Here is a 19,560-nt window from a genome sequence, read left to right on the forward strand (position 1 = left end):
CGTACTACTTCCGCAGCTCGATGACGGTTTTGCCGATACGGATCGGCGCGCCCAGCGGAACAGGGGTCGGCGTGGTGAGCCGGGTCCGGTCGAGATACGTGCCGTTGGTCGACCCGAGGTCCTCGACGATCCACTGGCCGTCACGGTCCGGGTAGATCCTGGCATGCCGGCTGGAGGCGTAGTCGTCGTCCAGCACGATCGTGGAGTCGTGCGCCCGGCCCAGCGTGATCGTCTGCCCCTGGAGCGCGACCGTGGTGCCCGCCAGCGTCCCTTCGGAGACCACCAGCTTGGTCGGCGCGCCCCGCCGGCCCCGGCCGCCTCCGCGGCCTCCGGACGGCTGCTGTTGCTGCCGCTGCTGCGGCGCCGCCGCCTGCCGCTGCCCCTGCTGCGGCCGGTCGGGGGCGCCCCGGCGCGCGGATCCGCGCTGTGTCACGCGGGTCCCGAACAGGTCGCTGCGAATGACCTGGACGGCCACGATGACGAACAGCCACAGTACGGCGAGGAAACCCAACCGCATGACCGTGAGGGTCAGCTCTGACATTGCCCCCGCTTCACCCTTCGGCTTGCCGGTAAACGATGGTGGTGCTGCCCACGACGACGCGCGAGCCGTCGCGGAGCGTAGCGCGCGTGGTGTGCTGTCCGTCTACCACGATGCCGTTGGTCGACCCCAGATCCTGGACGGTCGAGGGTGATCCGACCCGGATCTCGCAGTGCCTGCGGGACACTCCGGGGTCGTCGATGCGGACGTCCGCGTCGGTGCTCCGGCCCAGCACGAGCGTGGGCCGGGAGATCTGGTGCCGGGTGCCGTTGATCTCGATCCAGCGGCGGGTCTGCCCATGGGACGGGGCACCCGCGGCGCCCGTACGCGACCCGGCCCTGGCGGCACCGGGCGGGGCGCTGGGCATGGGCGGCGCGCCCGCGGGCTGCGGCGGATGCCCGGGCCCGGACCGCGCCCCGGCAGGCCGCTGCGCGGGCGCCTGCGCGTGCGGCCCCTGCGGCTGGCGGCCCTGCCCCTGCGCGCCCTGTGGCGGACTCTGCGACTCGCTGGCGGCCAGGGTGCGGCTGCGGACCCGGTACAGGCCCGTGTCCAGGTCGTCGGCCTTCTGCAGGTGCACCTTGATGGCACCCATGAAGGTGTACCGCTGCTGCTTGGCGTAGTCCCGGACCATTCCGGACAGCTCGTCGCCGAGCTGACCGGAGTACGGGCTGAGGCGCTCGTAGTCCGGCGCGCTCAGCTCGACGATGAAGTCGTTGGGGACGACCGTCCGGTCGCGGTTCCAGATGGTGGCGTTGTTGTCGCACTCACGCTGGAGCGCGCCCGCGATCTCCACGGGCTGGACCTCGGACTTGAACACCTTGGCGAAGGTGCCGTTGACGAGGCCTTCGAGACGCTGCTCGAAGCGCTTGAGTACTCCCACGGGGCACCTCCTTCCTCAGTCTTCCTCAGTGTCGTCCTGATACTGCTTACTGATCGTATCCACGCGTCGGGAAATCGGGTGGTTCCCCTTCCTGGCCCTGTGGAGCAGTGTGACCTCTCACAAGGGATCGTAGAGGCGGCTTCAAGACAGTGTCCCGCAACCGGCGAGGTCTTCGGACGCCTGGGGGGCGGCCCGCACCGGTCCGGGGCGGTCGGGGGCGGTAAGAGGGCCGCCTGGGGGACGCCCGGGCGGCCTGGGGGAGCTGCCCGGCGGGCGACTGGCCCCGCTCCGCGCGCTCGATCCGGTGTGATCCATGTCCCTGATCGCAGCCCGCTGCCGGCGGCGGAAACGGGTGTGAAGGCACCCTCCGCAGCGTGCTAATGTTCTGCATGTCGGAAGGCGCTCACGAAAACGAGCCGGACGAAACCGCCCGGTGACTTGAGAGAGAATCTCACGGCAACACCCATGCGCGGGTGGCGGAATAGGCAGACGCGCTGGATTCAGGTTCCAGTGCCCGAAAGGGCGTGGGGGTTCAACTCCCCCCTCGCGCACACAGAGAGAACGGGTCTCCGTTCGTGACGAATGTCACGAGTGGGGGCCCGTTCTCGTTTCTGCTTTCTTCTCACTGCGGCTGCGGCTGCGGCTGGATGGCTGAGCCTGCGGGGCTGAGGCTGAGGTGCGGCTCCGTACGGTCGGCGGTACCGTGCGCAACCGTACGGAGCCGGGAGGCCCCGGGGGCGGGCTTACGCGGCTGCGGGCCTACGCGGCGAACCGGGCGGCGAGCTCCTTGGCCTTGCCGACGGCGTCCTCGTGGGCCTTGGCCTTCGAGGCGTCGGAGAGCTCGATGAGGTCGGCCATGGCCGGGGTCGTACGGGCCAGGGTCAGCTCCGGAACGATGAAGTCGACCTCGAGGCCGAGTCCGCCGTTGAGGGCCTTGTCCAGGTAGTTGGTCACGAACTCGAAGCTCTCGCGCGGGGTGCCCGGACCGTAGCCGCCGCCACGGCTGGCCACGACGACCGCGGGGGTGCCGGCGGCGCTGGGGGCCTCGGTCAGAGACGTACGCCCGATGATGATCACGTGGTCGAGCCATGCCTTGAGGCTGGACGGGATCGTGAAGTTGTACATCGGGGCGCCGATCAGGACCACATCCGCCTGTTCGAGCTCGGTCGCCAGCGTGTCACGGAGCGCGAAGGCGGCCTGCTGCTCGGGAGAGCGCTCGTCCGGGCTCACGAATCCCGCGGTGAAGGCGGCGGCGTCCAGGTGGGGCAGCGGATCGGCGGCGAGGTCGCGATATATGACCGTGCCGTCGGGGTGCTGGGCTTCCCACTCCTTGCGGAATGCGTTGGTGACAGGGCGGGAGGCAGAGCCTTCGGTCGGGTAGATGGACGAGTCGATGTGCAGCAGCGTGGGCATGGTGTGGCTCCGTGGATCAGGTCGCCGGGGCGGACCGGCGAGCTCGGTGAGGACGTCGGGGGACGTCGGTAGCGGCATCGGTGCACGAGCTCAGGCGGTTGAAGGGCCTCCGGAGTTCCGTGCGTAACTATGTTTAACACAGTAGCTTACTTTTTTATAGTCCCGTACGGGAAGGCGGTAACCTGGGGGTATGAGAGATCCCGGCGAGCGCAGCGAGCATGCGTGCAAGAAGGTCGGCGACGACATGACGCGCGTCTTCGAGCTCTTCGGGAAGCGGTGGACCGGGCTGATCGTCGCGGTGCTGATGGGGGGAGGGGCCTACTTCGCGGAGATCCGGCGGGCGATCCCCGGCATCAGCGAGCGGATGCTGTCGGACCGGCTCGCTGAGCTGGCTGGGGTGGGCCTGGTCGCACGGGAAGTCGACGAGGGGCCTCCGCTGCGGGTCGGGTACCGGCTGACCGCTGCGGGCAAGGCGATGGAGCCCGCGCTGAAGGAACTGTCACGGTGGGCGGAGACCTACCTCCCGGACGGCGGCGGCTGCCCCGAGCGGTTCCGCAGATGACCTGAGCAGTACGGGGGCCGACCTGGGCGGTACGGCGGCCGACCTGGCAGTTCGGGGCCGACCTGGGCAGTGCAGCGGCCGACCCGGCAGTTCGGGGGCCGGCCTGGGCAGTCACGCAGATGATGAGCTGCGCAGTTCACGGCCGACGGGAGCACTCTCGGCCGATGTTTTCCACAGGCGACCGGAGTTGCCCGCGGGGCTCCCGGACGGTTATCCACAGGCTCTCACCGCCTTGTGCCCCCGGTTGTACCGTCGAGGCAGTCGACATCGGCCCAGTCTGGGAGAGGCCGGGGGGAGAAAACGGGGGGCTCACGATGACTGACGCCGAAATGCCCGGGGACGGGGCAGCGGCTACCGCCGGGGCCGAGACGGCGTCCGCGGCCGGGCCCCGGCTGGCGGAACGGATCCTCCCGGCGAGCCGACTGCTGCCTCACGTGCCCGGGTTCGCCCGGGAGCGGAACGGCGGCGCGAAGCGGGAAGGCAAGGCGCTGCGCGAGCGCGTGCCCCGGTCCGCGCACGCCGCGCCGCGCCTGGCCGACGGGCGGCCGGACGCGGTGACCGCGGTCAGGCAGTCCAGTGCCGGGCGGCTGCCCGAGCTCACGCCGATACGGGCCGGCCGGATGGCCGCGACACCGTTCGCCTTCCTGCGCGGATCGGCCGGTCTCATGGCGTACGACCTGACCGCCACCCCGGTCACAGGCGTGGGGACGCAGATATGCGGCGACGCCCACGCCGCCAACTTCGGACTGTACGGCGACGCGCGCGGTGGCCTGGTCATCGACCTCAACGACTTCGACGAGACCGTGCACGGTCCGTGGGAGTGGGACGTGAAGCGCCTGGCGACCTCGCTGGTCCTGGCCGGCAGGGAGACCGGCGCGGACGAGAACACCTGCCGGGCGGCGGCCTACGACGCGGTCGGCGCGTACCGGCGAACCCTGAGGCTGCTGGCCAAGCTGCCCGCGGCCGAGGCATGGCACGCCATCGCCGACGAGCAACTGGTCTCCCACACCGATGCCAAGGACCTCCTCGGAACGCTGGAGCGGGTCTCGGACAAAGCCCGGCGGAACACCAGCGCCCGGTTCGCGGCCCGGGCGACCGAACCCACGGCGGATGGCGGACGGCGCTTCGTCGACGCCCCACCGGTGCTGCGCCGAATACCCGACGAGGAGGCGGCGGCCGTCGCCGCGTCGTTGGGCGAGTATCTGGGGACGCTGCCCGAAGACCGGCTGCCGCTGCTCGCTCGCTACGCGATACAAGACGTGGCGTTCCGGGTGGTCGGCACCGGAAGCGTGGGGACCAGGTCGTATGTGGTGCTGCTCTTGGACCACCGGGGCGAGCCCTTGGTGCTCCAGGTCAAGGAGGCCCGGCCCTCCGCACTGCTGCCCCATGTGGCGAAGGCGGGGTTCGATGTTCCGGTGGTCGAGCACGAGGGCCGACGCGTGGTGCTCGGACAGAAGCGGATGCAGGTCGTCAGCGACATGGCGCTGGGGTGGACCACGGTCGAAGGGCGCCCGTATCAGGTTCGGCAGTTCCGCAACCGCAAGGGCAGTGTGGACCCGGCGGCGCTGGCCCCGGACCAGCTGGACGACTACGGCCGGATGACCGGCGCGCTCCTGGCGCGCGCCCACACGCACACCGCTGACCCGCGCCTGCTCGCGGGCTATTGCGGCAAGAGCGAAGAGCTGGACGAGGCCGTCACCGCGTTCGCCGTGGCGTACGCCGACCGCACGGAGGCGGACCACGCCGACCTGGTGGCGGCGATCCGCACGGGCCGCATAGCGGCAGAGCCGGGCGTCTGACCAGGCAACCGAGGGGGCGGGGGGGGGAGGGGAGGGGGGAGGGGCCCCTCCCCTGGCGTTTCCGCCCGGTTGGGTGCGCTCTGCGGCGGGGATGTCTCGGTGGTGGTGGGCCGGACGTAGGCTGGGCGGGTGACGAACCCGGAAGCGCACCAGGCAGGGCAGTCGGCCGCGGGAACGGAACCGCAGGTGGACGCGGCAGCGGCCGAGGCCGCGCAGGCAGCGGAGGCGGCGGGCACGCGGCGGCTGGAGCAGGCGGTGCGAGCGGCGGAGCAGGCACTGATCGAGTTCGAGATCGCGGTGGAGACCTTCCGGGTCGAGGTGGAGAACTTCTCCCGCCTGCATCACCAGCGGCTCGGGCCCGTGTACTCGCGGCTCGATGAACTCGACGCGCTGATCGCGGAGGCGATCGCGGCGCGCACCGGGGACCCGGACGACGTTCGCCGGGCGCAGGAGGCGCGTGGCCTGGTGATGCCGATGCCGGACGTGGAGGAGCTGTTCTTCGGCTGGATCGACTCGGAGGGCCTGTCGCCGGAGGGGACGGCGATGCTCAATGAGCAGCCGGTGCAGCCGCCGTCGCGGGTGCGGCCGAGCGAGGAGGCCCGGCGGCTCTACCGTGAGCTGGCCCGTAGCGCGCACCCGGACCTGGCGGATTCCGAGGACGAGCGGGTGCGGCGCGGCGAGTTCATTGTGCGGGTCAACGCGGCGTACGCAGCGGGGGACGAGGCCGCGTTGCAGGCGCTGGCGGACGAATGGGCGGCCGGCCCGCGGCCCGCGGAGCGGCGGGCGAGCCGCAGCGAGGAGCTGTACGCGCGGCTGGAGTGGCTGGCCGAGCGTAAGGAACTGCTGGCCGCGATGGCCGCCGAGATGGAGTCGAGCGCGATAGGCGCGATGATCAAGATGGCGCCGGAGGACCCGGACGGGCTGCTGGAGGAGATCGCCGAGCAGCTGCTCGCGCAGGTCTCGGAGAAGGAAGCCCGGCTTGCGGAGCTTGTGCAGTAGGTTCCCTTAGTCCAGGACTGTCGCCGGACCAGGCGTGAGAGAGGTACGACTGATGCAATTTGGCCAGCTTCCCGAGGTCGCCGCCGCGGCGGTGCCCGTCGATGGTTTCCTCCTGGACGTTCGGGAGGACGACGAGTGGGTGGCCGGGCATGCTGAGGGGGCGCTGCACATCCCCATGCGTCAGGTCGTCGCCCGGTTCGGTGAGCTGACTGAGGCGGTCGCCGATGGTCGGCGTGTGCATGTGGTGTGCCGGGTCGGCGGCCGGTCGGCGCAGGTGGCGCAGTACCTGATCGCACAGGGCCTGGACGCGGTGAACGTCGGTGGCGGCATGCTCGCTTGGGACGCGGCGGGCCGTCCGCTGATCAGCGGACGGGCCGAGGCGGACGCCTTCGTCCTTTAGCGGCCTGTACCGGTCGCCGCTTCGCTGTCGGGTGAAGGCCTCTCGGCTGCCTGTCGCGGCCGTGCATTGGGCGCGGTCTTTCTGCGGTCTGTGACCGGCTGGTGGTGGTCTGGGCGGTGGTGTCAGGTGAGGGGGTGGGCGGCGAGTAGGTCGCCGAGTGCCTCCTCGTGTGCGGCGGCGGAGCCGAGTGAGAGTTCCAGCTGTTTGGCCCAGGCGTGATAGCGGTGCAGCGGGTAGTCGGTGACCGCGCCGAAGCCGCCGTGCAGGTGCTGTGCGGTCTGGACGGTGCGGCGTACTCCTTCGGCGGCCCAGATCTTGGCGACGGCGATGTCCGCGGCGGCGGGGAGGGTGCCTGTCTCGGTCGCTGTGTCCTGGGGTGCGGTGGTGGGCTGGTGGTCGGTGGTGAGCCGCCATGCGGCCTGCCAGAGTGTGGCTTCCATCGCGCGCTGGTCGATGTAGCGGTCGGCGGCCTGGACGGCGACTGCCTGGAAGGTGGCCAGCGGGAAGCCGAACTGTTCGCGTTTCCCGGTGTACTCGCTGGTCATGGCGAGTACGCGGGTGGCGAGGCCGAGGGCGAGCGCGCAGGTTCCGGTGGTGAGTAGGTGCCGCAGCCATTCCCATGCGCCGTCTGCGGTGATGACGTCGGAGTTGCTGATCCGCACGGCGTCCAGGTGAAGTTCGGCGTACTGCTCGCCGCTGGTCGAGACCTGCTCCAGCAGTGTGACGCCGTCATGGGTGCGGGGGATCAGTGCCAGTACGGTGTGCCCCGTTTCGGTCTGGGCGGGGCTCAGCACCCTGTCCGCGTGGTGTGCCCAGGGCACGGTGGTCTGCACGCCGGCGAGGGTCCAGGTGTCGGTGCGGTGGTGTGCCTGGACGGCCAGCTCGGCTGGGTCGTGTCCGGTGCGTCCGCTGGCGGCTGTGGTGAGGATCAGTTCGCCGCGCCCGGTGCGGGGGAGTATGGCGTGGCGCAGTTCGGTGCTGCCGTAGGTCTGGATGGTGAGTGCGGCCGCACTGTTCTCCAGCAGTGGTACGCGGGCGAGGACTTGGCCGGCTTCGCGCAGAACAAGACAGAGCGCGATCGGGTCGAGTCCCGCGCCGCCGTACCGTTCGTCGAGGGTGAGGCCCACTAGGTCGGCGTCGGCGAGTCTGCGCCAGAGCGGGCGGTCGATGTCGTCGGCGACCGCCCCGGGGGTGAGGGCGGGGCTGGGAACGTCGTCCGGATGGGTGCCGGAGAAGACCGCTCGTGCCGTCTCCATGGCTGCCTGCTGCTCTTCGGTGAAGGTGAAGTCCACGGTCGCCGTCCCTCCGTACGCACCGGCCTGACTGACGAGGCGTCACATTGCCTGACGGCTCGTCAAGATAGAACACGTTCTAGGAGAAGGGAACGGCTCGGCACGGTCAGCGCGCGTCGGAATCGGGTGCACCTGCCGCAAGGGGCGCCGGTCAACGGTCGAAGTCCAGCTCCACCTCCTCGTCGAGCGGGTGCGACTGGCAGGCCAGCACATAGCCCGCAGTCACTTCCTCCGGCTCCAGCGCGAAGTTCCGGTCCATTCGCACCTCGCCCGAGACCAGGAACGCCCGGCAGGTCCCGCACACCCCGCCCTTGCAGGCATACGGCGCGTCGGCGCGGTTGCGCAGGACGGTCTCCAGCAGCGATTCCCCGTCCTGTACGGGCCAGCGGCCCGACCGGCCGTCCAGAGTCGCGGTGACCGTGCTGTGGCTGGGGGCCTGGCGGTTGCTCGGGGCCAGTGAGGCGCCGTCGTCCACGTGGAAGATCTCCTGGTGGACACGGTCGCGGGGGACGCCGAGGGCGTGCAGCGCCCGCTCGGCGCCTTGGACCAGCCCGTGGGGGCCGCAGAGGAACCAGCCGTTTATCGATGCCACGGGCAGCAGGGCGGGCAGCAGGGTGGCCAGCCGCTGCTCGTCCAGCCGCCCGGAGACCAGGCCGGCTTGCTGTTCCTCCCGGGAAAGCGCGGTGACCAGCTGGAACCGGTCGGGCCAGCGGTCTTTCAGGTCGGCGACCTCTTCGAGGAACATCGTCGAGGCGGCGGTGCGGTCGCTGCGGATGAGGCAGAAGCGGGTGTCGGTGCGGCGTTCCAGCAGTGTCGTGGCGATGGACAGCACGGGAGTGATGCCGCTGCCGCCGACGATCGCGGCGAAGCTTCCGGCCCGCGGTTCGAGGACGAAGCGTCCGGCGGGGGCCATCACCTCGATGGTGTCACCGGGGCCGAGTTGCTTCAGGGCGTAGGTGGAGAACTCTCCGCCGTCGACGAGCCGCACTCCCACCTGGAGGGATTGCGGGTCGGCGGCGGTGTCCGGAGCGGGAGTGCAGATGGAGTACGTGCGCCGGATCTCCGCGCCGTCCACGAACCGCCGCACCGCGATGTGCTGTCCGGGCAGGTGGCGGAAAGTGTCGCGCAGTGCGGCCGGTATGGCCAGGGTGATGGCGACGGAGTCGTCGGTGAGCTGGTCCACCGCTGTCACCCGCAGCGGGTGGAAGGCGCCGTGGTGGCCTGCGGTGGGCGCTTGGCTGGCCATCACAACTCCTTGAAGTGGTCGAAGGGTTCGCGGCAGGACTCGCACCGGCGCAGGGCTTTGCAGGCGGTGGAGGAGAAGCGGCTCAGCAGGGTGGTGTCGGTGGAGCCGCAGTGCGGGCAGCGGATGGCCAGGGTCAGCGGCACCGGGCCTGCCGTCGCGGCGGCGGCGCGGGGTGGTGCGATACCGGACTCGGCCAGTTTCCGGCGTCCTTCGGCGGTGATCGCGTCCGTGGTCCAGGGCGGGGACAGTACGGTGCGGACCTCGACCTGCGGTATGCCGTGGTCGTGCAGGACGCGCTCGATGTCCGCGGCCATGGCTTCGACGGCCGGGCATCCGGTGTAGGTGGGGGTCAGTTCGACCTCGACTCTGCCAGGGGCCACGACGTGGAGTCCGCGCAGCACGCCCAGCTCGGCGAGGGTGACGACGGGCAGTTCCGGGTCGGGTACGGAACCGGCGAGTTCGGCGAGTTCGGCTTCGAGTGGAGTGAGGGTCACCATGTCGCCCCCGGGTGGCTGCGGTGCAGATGCTGCATCTCGGCGAGCATCAGGCCGAACGGTTCGGTGTGGATGCCCTGGCGTCCGCCGCCGGCTGTCCACGCGTCGCGCTGCGGTCCTTCGGGCAGGGGCAGGGTGGCGCGGTCCAGTACGGATCCGATGCGGTTCAGCCAGTTGTCGCGCAGTGCGGTCCAGTCGGCTTCGCAGCCCTCGACCGGATCGAACAGTTCGCCGGTGTAACGCCACAGGGTGTCCAGTCCGCGGCGCATCCGCTGGTGGCTCTCGGATGTGCCGTCGCCGAGCCGCAGTGTCCAGTTCTCGGCGTGGTCCCGGTGGTAGGCGACTTCCTTGACGGCCTTCGCGGCGAGTGGGGCGAAGGCGCTGGAGCCGTCGGCGAGCTGTTCGAACAGCAGCTCCTGGTAGGTGGAGAAGTACAGCTGGCGGGCGATGGTGTGGGCGAAGTCGCCGTTGGGCTGCTCGACGAGCTGGACGTTGCGGAAGGCGCGTTCCTCGCGGAGGTAGGCGAGTTCGTCTTCGTCTCCGGTCAGGGACAGCAGGATCCGCGCCTGGCCGAGCAGGTCCAGGGCGATGTTGGCGAGGGCGACCTCCTCCTCCAGCACGGGGGCGTGTCCTGCCCACTCCCCCAGCCGGTGGGAGAGCACGAGCGCGTCGTCGCCCAGGGCGAGTGCGGCGGTCACAGGTGCCGCACCCCCTCGGGGATCTCGTAGAACGTCGGGTGCCGGTAGGGCTTGTCCGCGGACGGTTCGAAGAACGGGTCCTTCTCGTCCGGCGACGAAGCGGTGATCGCGGCGGAGGGCACCACCCAGATCGAGACGCCTTCCGAACGGCGGGTGTAGAGATCGCGGGCGTTGCGCAGCGCCATCTCGGCGTCCGGTGCGTGCAGGCTTCCGGCGTGGGTGTGGCTCAGTCCGCGCTTGCTGCGGACGAACACCTCCCACAGCGGCCAGTCGCCCTGACCCGTGTCCGTGCTCATGACCGTGCCTCTCCGTGTTTCGCGGCATAGGCCGCGGCCGCTTCGCGCACCCAGGCGCCTTCCTCGTGTGCCCGGCGCCGCTGGGACAGGCGCTGGGCGTTGCACGGGCCGTCGCCTCGCAGCACCTGGTGGAACTCCTCCCAGTCGATGGGCCCGAAGTCGTGGTGGCCCCGTTCCTCGTTCCATCGCAGATCGGGGTCGGGGAGGGTCAGGCCGAGGCTTTCGGCTTGGGGGACGCAGATGTCGACGAAGCGCTGTCGTAGTTCGTCGTTGGAGTGCCGCTTGATCTTCCATGCCATGGACTGGGCGGAGTGTGCCGACTCGGCGTCCGGTGGGCCGAACATCATCAGCGATGGCCACCACCAGCGGTCGACGGCGTCCTGTGCCATGGCGTGCTGCTCCTCGGTGCCTTTGCTGAGGGTCAGCAGCAGTTCGTATCCCTGGCGCTGGTGGAAGGACTCCTCCTTGCAGATGCGGATCATCGCGCGGGCGTAGGGGCCGTAGGAGCAGCGGCACAGCGGCACCTGGTTGGTGATCGCGGCGCCGTCCACCAGCCAGCCGATGGCGCCGACGTCGGCCCAGGTCAGCGTGGGGTAGTTGAAGATCGACGAGTATTTCTGGCGGCCCGAGTGGAGTTTGTCCAGCAGCTCGTCGCGGCCGGTGCCGAGGGTTTCCGCCGCGCTGTACAGGTACAGGCCGTGGCCTGCCTCGTCCTGCACCTTGGCCATCAGGATCGCCTTGCGCCGCAGGGAGGGTGCGCGGGTGATCCAGTTGGCCTCCGGCTGCATGCCGATGATCTCGGAGTGCGCGTGCTGGGCTATCTGGCGGACGAGTGAGGCGCGGTAGGCGTCTGGCATCCAGTCACGTGGCTCGATGCGCTCGTCCGCGGCCAGTGCGGCGTCGAACACCGCCTCATACGCTTCCGCGCCCGCCGCCATCGTGGTCATGCCAGCCCCCTCGCCGTCGCTGCCGGGTGACCGGCCGACCCAACCGACCGATCGTTCGGTTCAATGGTGGGGCGAGGGAACGTAGGGTGTCAACCCTGTGGATAACTCCGAGGCCTCTGTGCCTGGTGCGCCCGCGTGGGTACCGTGCCGGGGCGGGACGTCGGACCGCGCGGCCGCCGGCAGCAGGGGCGGCAGGAGCCAGCACAGGGCAGCACCACGGGGATCGGGGCGGGAATGGAGCCGGAAGAGCAGAAGGCGGGCGGCGCCGCCGGGCTCTCGCTGCCCGGACAGCTGATCATCGCGCTGGCGGCCGCGGCCGTCGCGGTGGCTGTGGCCGTGCATCTCACGATGGTGTTCCTGCACGTCGCACCGCCGAACACCGCCAGCAAGCAGCATGGCGAGACGATCGATGACTACATCTATCCCGAGTTCGAACAGAACTGGAAGCTCTTCGCCCCCAATCCGCTGCAGCAGAACGTCTCGGTCCAGGTGCGTGCCGAGGTCCGTGCGCCGGAGGGGGGAATCTCCACCACCGGCTGGAAGGACCTGACCGCCCAGGACGGGGACGCGATCCGCCACAGCCTTCTGCCCAGCCACACCCAGCAGAACGAACTGCGCCGCGCCTGGGACTTCTACGTAGGCTCGCACGACGCCCAGGACCAGCCCATCGGCCGACGCGGACAGCTCTTCGGGGAGTACCTGCGGCGGATCGTGATGCTCCGCATCGGCGGCGAAGAGGACGGCCGCACGGTCCAGCGCGTGCAGATCAGGTCCGTGACCAGACCCGTCGCCCCGCCGCCGTGGAGCGACGAGAAGATCGACCTGAGGACCGTCCACCGGCAGCTGCCCTGGTGGACCGTGACCGCCGCCGACATACCTGAGGGGACCAGCCGGTGACCCATCCCGCCGCGCCGCCCTCCCCCGGCCACGAGCCGGAGCCCGCACCGGACGTTCAGCCGGGCTCCGCCCCGTCACAGACGCCGACCCCGCCACCCACGCTGCCGCGGCAGGTGCCGCCACCGCCCTCCGCGGCACCCGTGCCGGAGGCCCTCCCCCCGGCGCCCGGCCCTCCGGCCACGCACCCGCACTCGCCGCACGCCGCCCCCCTGGCACCGCCGCCACCCCTGTACGCGCCGCCGATCGGCGCCCCGCCCCGGGCCGCGCCGTCGGCCCGGGCCCGCTTCGGCCGTCGCGTCGAGGCCGCGTTCGCCCAGGTCACCGGCTCCTCCCTCGGCCCGTACCAGAGCGCCGTCATACGGATAGGGTTCGCCTTCACCTGGCTGTGCTTCCTGCTGCGCGAGTGGCCGCACCGCCGCGAGCTGTACGGCCCCGACGGCCCGTTCAGCCTGGACATGGCCCGCCAGCTCGTCGACGGCAACCACGCCTTCACGCTGCTCGTGTGGTCCGACAGCACGGCCTGGTTCGAGATCGTCTACGCGCTCGCGATCGTCTCCAGTGCCCTTTTGATGCTGGGCTGGCGCACCCGCACCATGTCCGTGCTCTTCATGATCGGCGTGCTCTCTCTGCAGAACCGCAGCGTCTTCCTCGGGGACGGCGGAGACAACGTCATCCATCTGATGTCGACGTACCTGGTGTTGACCCGCTGCGGACAGGTGTGGTCCCTCGACGCGCGCCGTGCCGCCCGGCAGTCCGCCCGCCAGGCTGCGGACGGTCAGCCGCGCGATGCCACCGGCGCCGTGCTGTGGGCCGGCACCGGGCTCGCACTCGCCGCCCTGCAGATGTTCACCGACTCCCAGCTGGCGTGGACGGCGAACGGGCCGCTCCCGGGCCTGGGCTGGGCCACCGTCCTGTGGGGCCTGTGGGTCGTCCAGGCGCTGTGGTGGCTGGTACGGCGCTACGCGCCGGGCGAACCGCGGACCGTTCTGGACTCGGTCGCCCACCTGATCCACAACGGCACACTGCTGGTGATCATGGCGGAGGTCTGCCTGATATACGCCACCGCGGGCTGGTACAAGGTCCAGGGGTCGCGTTGGCAGGACGGCACCGCGCTCTACTACCCCCTGCACCTCGAGTACTTCTCCCCCTGGCCGGCGCTGGCCGACCTGCTCGTGAAGAGCGGCCTGGTGGTGATGGTGCTCACCTACGGCACGGTCGTCATCCAGGTGGCCTTCCCGTTCACCGTCTTCCACCGGAAGATAAAGAACGTGCTGATCGCCCTGATGGTGCTGGAGCACATCGGTATCGCGATCCTGCTGGGCCTGCCGTTCTTCTCCCTCGCCATGATCGCGGCGGACGCGGTGTTCCTCCCGACGGCCTTCCTGATCTGGGCGGGGGCGCGGGCCCGTCACGTTCGGCAGTGGCTCCGGCTGGGTACCGCGCGCCCGCAGGAGCGAAGGCCCTGGTGAGAGCCCTGAGCCGTAGTCTGAGGGGATGACCGACGACGAAGCCACGAGGGCTGTGCAGCAATGGCGGGAGATTGCTCCTGACGGTGTGCTGCTTGACGGTTTCCATGCCCTCAAGCACGCGCTCCGCTTCGGGGCGAACGTGCGGCTGGCGCTGACGAGCGACAAAGACTCCGTGCTGGCACTCGCGGCCGACTTGGCCGACGACCTGAGTGACGTGATTGGTGATCTGGTTGTCGAGGTGCCGACGCAGGCCTTGCGGGATCTACTGCCCCGGGTTCACCCCACGCAGGTCGCCGCCGTAGCGGTCAGGCCCAGCCGCCAGGCGAACCGGGACGAGCTGTCGAGGCTGCCGCGGTTGTCGCCGGTCGTCGTGCTGGACAACCCCCGCAATCTCGGGAATGTCGGTGCCGTGGTCCGGCTCGCCGCTGGTCTCGGAGCCACGGGTGTCGTCACCACGGGTGATATGGATCCATGGCACCCCAACGCGGTGCGAGCGGGTGCGGGTCTCCACTTCGCCACCGCAGTGGAGCGGGTGTCGCTCGGTGATCTCCCGCCCGGGCCGCTGTACGCCCTGGACCCGGAAGGCGAGGACATCAGGTCCGTGGTGCTCCCGGACGATGCGCTGCTCGCATTCGGGTCTGAGCGCCACGGGATCTCGCCGGAGCTCCGCAGCCGGGCGACCGAGCTCGTAGCACTCCCCATGCGACCCCAGGTGTCCAGCTACAACCTCGCCACGAGTGTGGCCATGGCTCTCTTCCACTGGGGAGGCCCGCCCCCAGCGCAGACCGGCCAGCTGCCGCGCGGCTGATCGTGGCTCCCGGGCCGGAAGGGGAGGCCGGCCCGGGAGGGCCCCGGGCGTCAGGCCGGGCGGCGCACTTCCACCATCCGGAAGCGGTTCGCCACGAACGCCCCGTCGCACAGTGCGGCGTTGGCGGCCGGGTTGCCGCCCGAGCCGTGGAAGTCGGAGAAGGCGGCGGTCTGGTTCACATAGACACCACCGGTGAGGTTCAGCGAGAGCTGGGCGCACTCCTCCAGGCACGCCTCCTCGATGAGCCGCTCCACGGCGGGCGAGGTGGTGTACGCCCCGACGGTCATCGCGCCCTTGTCCCGGACAGTGCGGCGCAGCAGCGCGATCGCGTCGTCGGTGGAGTCCACGGCGACGGCGAAGGACACCGGGCCGAAGCACTCGGTGAGGTACGCGGCGTCGGCGTCCGCGTCCTCCCACTGCTTCCGTGCACCGTCCTGTTTGACGATGACCGGCGTGCGCACCGTGGCGCCGGGGAAGTCGGGGTTGGCGACCCGGCGGGAGGCGAGAGCGACCTCGCCCAGTTCGGTGGCGGCGTCGACGCGCTCGCCCACCTGCGGATTGACGATGGCGCCCAGCAGGGCGTTCGCCCGGGCGTCGTCGCCCAGGAGCCCGTCGACCGCCGCGGCCAGGTCGGCCACCACCTGGTCGTAGGTCTTGCTGCCGGCGTCGGTGTCGATGCCGTCGCGGGGGATGAGCAGGTTCTGCGGGGTGGTGCACATCTGGCCGCTGTAGAGGGAGAGGGAGAACGCCAGGTTTCCCAGCATGCCCTTGTAGTCGTCGGTGGAGTCGATGACGACGGTGTTGACCCCGGCCTTCTCGGTGAAGACCTGCGCCTGGCGGGCGTTGGCCTCCAGCCAGTCGCCGAAGGCGGTCGAGCCGGTGTAGTCGATGATGCGGATGTCGGGATGGACCGCGAGTGTCTTGGCCAGGCCCTCGTCGGGTCGCTCGGCGGCGAGGGCGACCAGGTTCGGGTCGAATCCGGCGTCGCTCAGCGTCTCCCGGGCCGCCTGCACCGTGAGCGCGAGCGGCAGCACGGCGCGCGGGTGCGGCTTGACCAGCACGGGGTTTCCGGTGGCCAGGGAGGCGAACAGGCCGGGGTAGCCGTTCCAGGTCGGGAAGGTGTTGCAGCCGACCAGCAGGGCGATGCCGCGGGGGGCGGCGGTGAACGCCTTGCGCAGCTCGAGCGGGTCGCGCTTGCCCTGGGGCTTGGACCAGTCGGCGGTCAGGGGGGTGCGGGTCTGCTCGGCGAATGCGTACGCGACGGCCTCCAGGCCGCGGTCCTGGGCGTGCGGGCCGCCGGCCTGGAAGGCCATCATGAACGCCTGTCCGCTCGTGTGCATGACGGCCTGGGCGAATTCATGGGTGCGGGCGCTGATCCGGGCGAGGATCTCCAGACAGACCGTGGCGCGGGCCTCGGGCCCGGCGTCGCGCCAGGCCGCCATCCCGGAGCGCATCGCAGGCAGCAGCACCTCGATGTCGGGGTGCGGGTACTCCACGCCCAACTCGATGCCGAAAGGCGAGACTTCACCGCCAACCCAGCCGTCGGTGCCGGGCTGGCCCAGGTCGAGGCGGGTGTCGCGCAGCGTGTCGAAGGCGGCCTGGCCGTCGGCGGCGCTCAGGCTGCCGTTCTCGCCGTACGCCTTGGGGTGCTCGGGGTGCGGGGACCAGTACGCGCGGGTGCGGATCGTGTCCAGGGCCTGGTCGAGTGTGGGGCGGTGCTTCTCGATCAACTGCGCTGTGCTGAATCCGGCGGTCACGACTGACCAACTCCTCGGTGAGCTCCAAGAAAGGGGCGCCGGCGGCGTCCCCACGCGGCGGTGGCCGCAATCGGCACTGTGGGGGCGGTACTGAGGGACGGGTGGGCGGCTGCGGTGTGACAGGGATAGATTAACCGAACGATCGGTCGGGGCAAGGGGGCCTGTCGAAGCTGTGGACAACTTGTCCGGGAGGATGAGCTGCATGACTGCGAATGACCGGGACGACAGCCAGGGAATCGCGCACAACAGCACCGTCGCCGTTGTCGGCACCGGCATCATGGGGCAGGGAATCGCCCAGGTGGCACTGGTCGCCGGCCACCCGGTGCGGCTTTACGACGTGGCTCCGGGCCGAGCCAAAACCGCCGCCGACGCGATCATGGCGCGTCTGGACCGGCTGGTCGACAAGGGGCGGATTCCGGCCGAGGAGCGGGACGCGGCGCGGGAGCGGCTGACCCCCGTCGGCGAACTGGCCGGGCTGGCGGACGCCGCGTTGGTCATCGAGGCGATCCTGGAGGAACTGGGCGCCAAACAGCAGCTGTTCACCGCATTGGAGTCGGTGGTCTCCGAACGGTGTCTGCTCGCCACCAACACCTCCTCCCTCTCCGTCACCGCCGTGGCGGGCGCCCTGCGCGTGCCCGGCCGTGTCGTCGGCCTGCACTTCTTCAACCCCGCGCCGCTGCTGCCGCTGGTCGAGGTGGTCAGCGGCTTCACCACCGACGCGGCCGCTGCCGACCTGGCGTACGAGACCGTCGCGGCCTGGGGCAAGGCGCCGGTGCGCTGCACCGACACCCCCGGTTTCATCGTCAACCGGGTCGCTCGTCCCTTCTACGCCGAGGCCTTCCGCGTCTATGAGGAGCGGGCGGCCGATCCGGCCACCATCGACGCGGTGCTGCGCGAGTCCGGCGGATTCAAGATGGGGCCGTTCGAGCTCACCGACCTCATCGGCCAGGACGTGAACGAGGCCGTCACGCGATCCGTATGGGAATCGTTCTTCCACGATCCGAAATTCACCCCCTCGCTGGCGCAGCGGCGGATGGTCGAGGCCGGTCTGCTCGGCCGGAAGTCCGGGCGCGGCTGGTACGACTACGCGGAAGGCGCCCAGCGGCCCGAGCCGCACACCGCCGAGCCCGCGGACCCGCCCGCCTCCGTCGTCATCCGCGGAACTCTGGAGGGACCGGCGGCGGCGCTGCCCGCGATGATCGAGGAGGCGGGGATCCGGGTGCGCCGCACCGACGCGGACCGGCCCGGCATCCAGCTCCCGGCCGGCGGCAGGCTCTGCCTGGCCGACGGCGCGACCTCCATCGAGTACAACGACATCGTCTACTTCGACCTCGCGCTGGACTACCGCTCGGCCACGCGTGTCGCCGTTTCGGCGGCGGAAGACGTCCCGCGGGCCCTCGTCGACGACGCCGTCGGGCTGTTCCAGGCGCTCGGCAAGAAGGTCAGCGTCATCGGCGACGTTCCCGGCATGATCGTGGCCCGGACGGTCGCGATGCTGGTGGACCTCGCCGCCGACGCGGTCGCCAAGGGCGTCGCCTCGCCGGAGGACGTCGAGACCGCGATGCGCCTCGGCGTGAACTATCCGCAGGGCCCGTTGGCCTGGGGCGAACAGGTGGGGCACGGGACGCTGTACGACCTGCTCACGGAGCTGCACAAGCGATTCCCGACCGGCCGCTACGCCCCGTCGCTGGGGCTGATCCGCCGTGCGTACGTGGCAGAGGATGTGGTTCCCTCATGACCATGGCAGCCAAGCGCGACACCTACACGCCCGAATCGCTGCTCGCGGTCGCCGTCGAGGTGTTCAACGAGCGCGGCTACGACGGCACCTCGATGGAGCATCTCTCCCGTGCCGCCGGCATCTCCAAGTCCTCCATCTACCACCACGTGAAGGGCAAGGAGGAGCTGCTGCGGCGCGCGATAAGCCGCGCCCTGGACGGTCTGTTCGGCATCCTCCAGGAGTCCGCCGCGGGCGAGGGCCGGGCGATCGACCGGCTGGAGTACGTGACCCGGCGCACCACCGAGGTGCTGATGGCGGAACTGCCGTACGTCACGCTGCTGCTGCGGGTGCGCGGCAACACCGACACCGAGCGGTGGGCCATGGAGCGGCGGCGCGAGTTCGACCACGAGGTGGCCGAACTGCTCAAGCAGGCGGCGGCCGACGGCGATCTGCGCGGGGACGTTGACGTCCGGCTGGCGACCCGGCTGCTCTTCGGCATGATCAACTCCATTGTGGAGTGGTACCGGCCGGGCCGCGGCGGCGCCGCGACCAGCGAAGAAGTGGCCGAGGCCGTGGTCCGTACCGCGTTCGCGGGGCTGCGGACCTGAGCCGCCCGGCCCCGGCTTCGGGCACCGGCCCGGCCGGGGCCGTCAGGCGGGAGCGGACGGCTCGGACGCCCCCGGCCCCGGTCGGGGCCCGGAGGCCCGGGCAGGACTCGGTGGGCCCGGTCAGGGCTCGGTGGCCAGGTCCGTCTCCTCGAACACCAGCAGCGTGCGGCTGCTCAGCACTTCCGGGATGGACTGGATCCGGGTCAGCACCAGCTCGCGCAGCGAGCGGTTGTCGGCGGTGTGCACCAGCAGCAGGACATCGAAATCGCCACTGACCAGGGCGATATGAGCGGCGCCCGGCAGGGCGCGCAACTGCTCGCGGACCGTGCGCCACGAATTCTGCACGATCTTCAACGTGATGTACGCGGACGCGCTCTGCCCCGCCCGCTCCTGGTCCACCTGGGCCGAGAAGCCGCGGATCACCCCGTCGTCCATGAGGCGGTTGATGCGGGCGTAGGCGTTGGCCCGCGAGATGTGTACCCGCTCGGCGACGGAACGTACCGAGGCGCGGCCGTCCGTCTGGAGCATGCGCAGGATGTCGCGGTCCACGCCGTCCAGCGGCCGGGCGGGGGGCCTTCCTCCGTAGTTGGCCATCTGTTCGTCCTGCATACCGCCCCGCCTCCCCTTCGTGGACGCTCTGCCTTCATCCCATGCTGTGGAAAACCGTTTGTCCACAGGCTGCGGTCGCCTGTAGCCAAAATGTGCCGACGACCGAACAATCGGTAGGTGAGGGATCTACC

At 70.6% G+C, this 19,560-nt stretch carries 20 protein-coding genes and 1 tRNA gene; 10 read left to right on the forward strand and 11 right to left on the reverse strand.

The window, feature by feature from the left end; genetic code table 11:
• Nucleotides 1-4: 4 nt before the first annotated feature.
• Nucleotides 5-541 carry an FHA domain-containing protein FhaB/FipA gene (locus tag ACQUSR_RS16380; protein ID WP_431043307.1) on the reverse strand — a complete coding sequence of 179 codons (537 nt, stop codon included), beginning with the start codon at nucleotides 539-541 and terminating at the stop codon, nucleotides 5-7.
• Between the two features lie 10 nt (nucleotides 542-551).
• A complete protein-coding gene (locus tag ACQUSR_RS16385) occupies nucleotides 552-1,418 on the reverse strand; it encodes an FhaA domain-containing protein (RefSeq protein ID WP_431043308.1) in 867 nt (288 codons plus the stop codon).
• A 467-nt stretch (nucleotides 1,419-1,885) separates the two neighbouring features.
• Between ACQUSR_RS16385 and ACQUSR_RS16390 the strand changes: the two genes are divergently transcribed.
• Nucleotides 1,886-1,969 (forward strand) — tRNA-Leu (locus tag ACQUSR_RS16390).
• A 208-nt stretch (nucleotides 1,970-2,177) separates the two neighbouring features.
• Here the strand turns inward: ACQUSR_RS16390 and ACQUSR_RS16395 are convergent.
• Nucleotides 2,178-2,831 (reverse strand): FMN-dependent NADH-azoreductase, encoded by a 654-nt coding sequence (locus ACQUSR_RS16395; protein ID WP_431043309.1) that lies wholly within the window; start codon nucleotides 2,829-2,831, stop codon nucleotides 2,178-2,180.
• Nucleotides 2,832-3,021: 190 nt separating this feature from the next.
• Here ACQUSR_RS16395 and ACQUSR_RS16400 point away from each other — a divergent pair, with 190 nt between their 5' ends.
• The 4 genes from ACQUSR_RS16400 to ACQUSR_RS16415 all read left to right on the forward strand — a co-directional run bounded on the left by ACQUSR_RS16400 (nucleotide 3,022) and on the right by ACQUSR_RS16415 (nucleotide 6,591).
• The gene (locus ACQUSR_RS16400; RefSeq protein ID WP_431043310.1) at nucleotides 3,022-3,393 is read left to right on the forward strand and encodes a winged helix-turn-helix transcriptional regulator; all 372 of its coding nucleotides are present in this window, start codon (nucleotides 3,022-3,024) and stop codon (nucleotides 3,391-3,393) included.
• A gap of 314 nt (nucleotides 3,394-3,707) precedes the next feature.
• On the forward strand, nucleotides 3,708-5,192 hold the full coding sequence (locus ACQUSR_RS16405) for a DUF2252 domain-containing protein (protein WP_431043311.1): 1,485 nt from the start codon (nucleotides 3,708-3,710) through the stop codon (nucleotides 5,190-5,192).
• Nucleotides 5,193-5,321: 129 nt separating this feature from the next.
• The gene (locus tag ACQUSR_RS16410; protein ID WP_431043312.1) at nucleotides 5,322-6,191 is read left to right on the forward strand and encodes a hypothetical protein; all 870 of its coding nucleotides are present in this window, start codon (nucleotides 5,322-5,324) and stop codon (nucleotides 6,189-6,191) included.
• A 52-nt stretch (nucleotides 6,192-6,243) separates the two neighbouring features.
• Complete coding sequence (locus ACQUSR_RS16415; RefSeq protein WP_431043313.1) at nucleotides 6,244-6,591, forward strand: rhodanese-like domain-containing protein; 348 nt, start codon at nucleotides 6,244-6,246, stop codon at nucleotides 6,589-6,591.
• Between the two features lie 122 nt (nucleotides 6,592-6,713).
• Here ACQUSR_RS16415 and ACQUSR_RS16420 read toward each other — a convergent pair whose 3' ends face one another.
• From ACQUSR_RS16420 to paaA, 6 genes are all read right to left on the reverse strand, one after another.
• Nucleotides 6,714-7,883, reverse strand: coding sequence for an acyl-CoA dehydrogenase family protein (locus tag ACQUSR_RS16420; RefSeq protein WP_431043314.1), 1,170 nt, complete (start codon nucleotides 7,881-7,883; stop codon nucleotides 6,714-6,716).
• Nucleotides 7,884-8,034: 151 nt separating this feature from the next.
• On the reverse strand, nucleotides 8,035-9,129 hold the full coding sequence (locus tag ACQUSR_RS16425) for a 2Fe-2S iron-sulfur cluster-binding protein (protein WP_431043315.1): 1,095 nt from the start codon (nucleotides 9,127-9,129) through the stop codon (nucleotides 8,035-8,037).
• A complete protein-coding gene (paaD, locus tag ACQUSR_RS16430) occupies nucleotides 9,129-9,626 on the reverse strand; it encodes a 1,2-phenylacetyl-CoA epoxidase subunit PaaD (protein ID WP_431043316.1) in 498 nt (165 codons plus the stop codon). The genes ACQUSR_RS16425 and paaD overlap by 1 nt, the downstream gene beginning before the upstream one ends.
• On the reverse strand, nucleotides 9,620-10,321 hold the full coding sequence (paaC, locus tag ACQUSR_RS16435) for a 1,2-phenylacetyl-CoA epoxidase subunit PaaC (protein ID WP_431043317.1): 702 nt from the start codon (nucleotides 10,319-10,321) through the stop codon (nucleotides 9,620-9,622). The genes paaD and paaC overlap by 7 nt, the downstream gene beginning before the upstream one ends.
• The gene (gene paaB, locus ACQUSR_RS16440) at nucleotides 10,318-10,617 is read right to left on the reverse strand and encodes a 1,2-phenylacetyl-CoA epoxidase subunit PaaB (protein ID WP_431043318.1); all 300 of its coding nucleotides are present in this window, start codon (nucleotides 10,615-10,617) and stop codon (nucleotides 10,318-10,320) included. Before paaB ends, paaC begins: the two co-directional genes overlap by 4 nt.
• Nucleotides 10,614-11,564: a 1,2-phenylacetyl-CoA epoxidase subunit PaaA gene (gene paaA / locus ACQUSR_RS16445; protein ID WP_431043319.1), complete on the reverse strand. Its 951-nt coding sequence runs from the start codon at nucleotides 11,562-11,564 to the stop codon at nucleotides 10,614-10,616. The genes paaB and paaA overlap by 4 nt, the downstream gene beginning before the upstream one ends.
• 144 nt (nucleotides 11,565-11,708) lie before the next feature.
• Here paaA and ACQUSR_RS16450 point away from each other — a divergent pair, with 144 nt between their 5' ends.
• The 3 genes from ACQUSR_RS16450 (at nucleotide 11,709) to ACQUSR_RS16460 (ending at nucleotide 14,738) form a co-directional block, all read left to right on the forward strand.
• Nucleotides 11,709-12,461 (forward strand): DUF5819 family protein, encoded by a 753-nt coding sequence (locus ACQUSR_RS16450; protein ID WP_431047627.1) that lies wholly within the window; start codon nucleotides 11,709-11,711, stop codon nucleotides 12,459-12,461.
• A gap of 140 nt (nucleotides 12,462-12,601) precedes the next feature.
• Nucleotides 12,602-13,930, forward strand: coding sequence for an HTTM domain-containing protein (locus tag ACQUSR_RS16455; RefSeq protein WP_431047629.1), 1,329 nt, complete (start codon nucleotides 12,602-12,604; stop codon nucleotides 13,928-13,930).
• A 25-nt stretch (nucleotides 13,931-13,955) separates the two neighbouring features.
• Nucleotides 13,956-14,738, forward strand: coding sequence for a TrmH family RNA methyltransferase (locus ACQUSR_RS16460; RefSeq protein ID WP_431043320.1), 783 nt, complete (start codon nucleotides 13,956-13,958; stop codon nucleotides 14,736-14,738).
• 50 nt (nucleotides 14,739-14,788) lie between these two features.
• On the opposite strand, the gene paaN is transcribed toward ACQUSR_RS16460, so the two are convergent.
• Complete coding sequence (gene paaN, locus ACQUSR_RS16465) at nucleotides 14,789-16,495, reverse strand: phenylacetic acid degradation protein PaaN (protein WP_431043321.1); 1,707 nt, start codon at nucleotides 16,493-16,495, stop codon at nucleotides 14,789-14,791.
• A gap of 202 nt (nucleotides 16,496-16,697) precedes the next feature.
• Between paaN and ACQUSR_RS16470 the strand changes: the two genes are divergently transcribed.
• Both ACQUSR_RS16470 and ACQUSR_RS16475 read left to right on the forward strand, forming a co-directional pair.
• The gene (locus tag ACQUSR_RS16470; protein WP_431043322.1) at nucleotides 16,698-18,233 is read left to right on the forward strand and encodes a 3-hydroxyacyl-CoA dehydrogenase; all 1,536 of its coding nucleotides are present in this window, start codon (nucleotides 16,698-16,700) and stop codon (nucleotides 18,231-18,233) included.
• Complete coding sequence (locus ACQUSR_RS16475) at nucleotides 18,230-18,820, forward strand: TetR/AcrR family transcriptional regulator (RefSeq protein WP_431043323.1); 591 nt, start codon at nucleotides 18,230-18,232, stop codon at nucleotides 18,818-18,820. Before ACQUSR_RS16470 ends, ACQUSR_RS16475 begins: the two co-directional genes overlap by 4 nt.
• Before the next feature lie 120 nt (nucleotides 18,821-18,940).
• On the opposite strand, the gene ACQUSR_RS16480 is transcribed toward ACQUSR_RS16475, so the two are convergent.
• Nucleotides 18,941-19,429, reverse strand: a complete 489-nt coding sequence (locus tag ACQUSR_RS16480) for an Lrp/AsnC family transcriptional regulator (RefSeq protein WP_431043324.1) — start codon at nucleotides 19,427-19,429, stop codon at nucleotides 18,941-18,943.
• Nucleotides 19,430-19,560 lie beyond the last annotated feature (131 nt).

The sequence above is a fragment of the Streptomyces sp. P1-3 genome, from assembly GCF_050613155.1.
GTDB lineage: Bacteria > Actinomycetota > Actinomycetes > Streptomycetales > Streptomycetaceae > Streptomyces.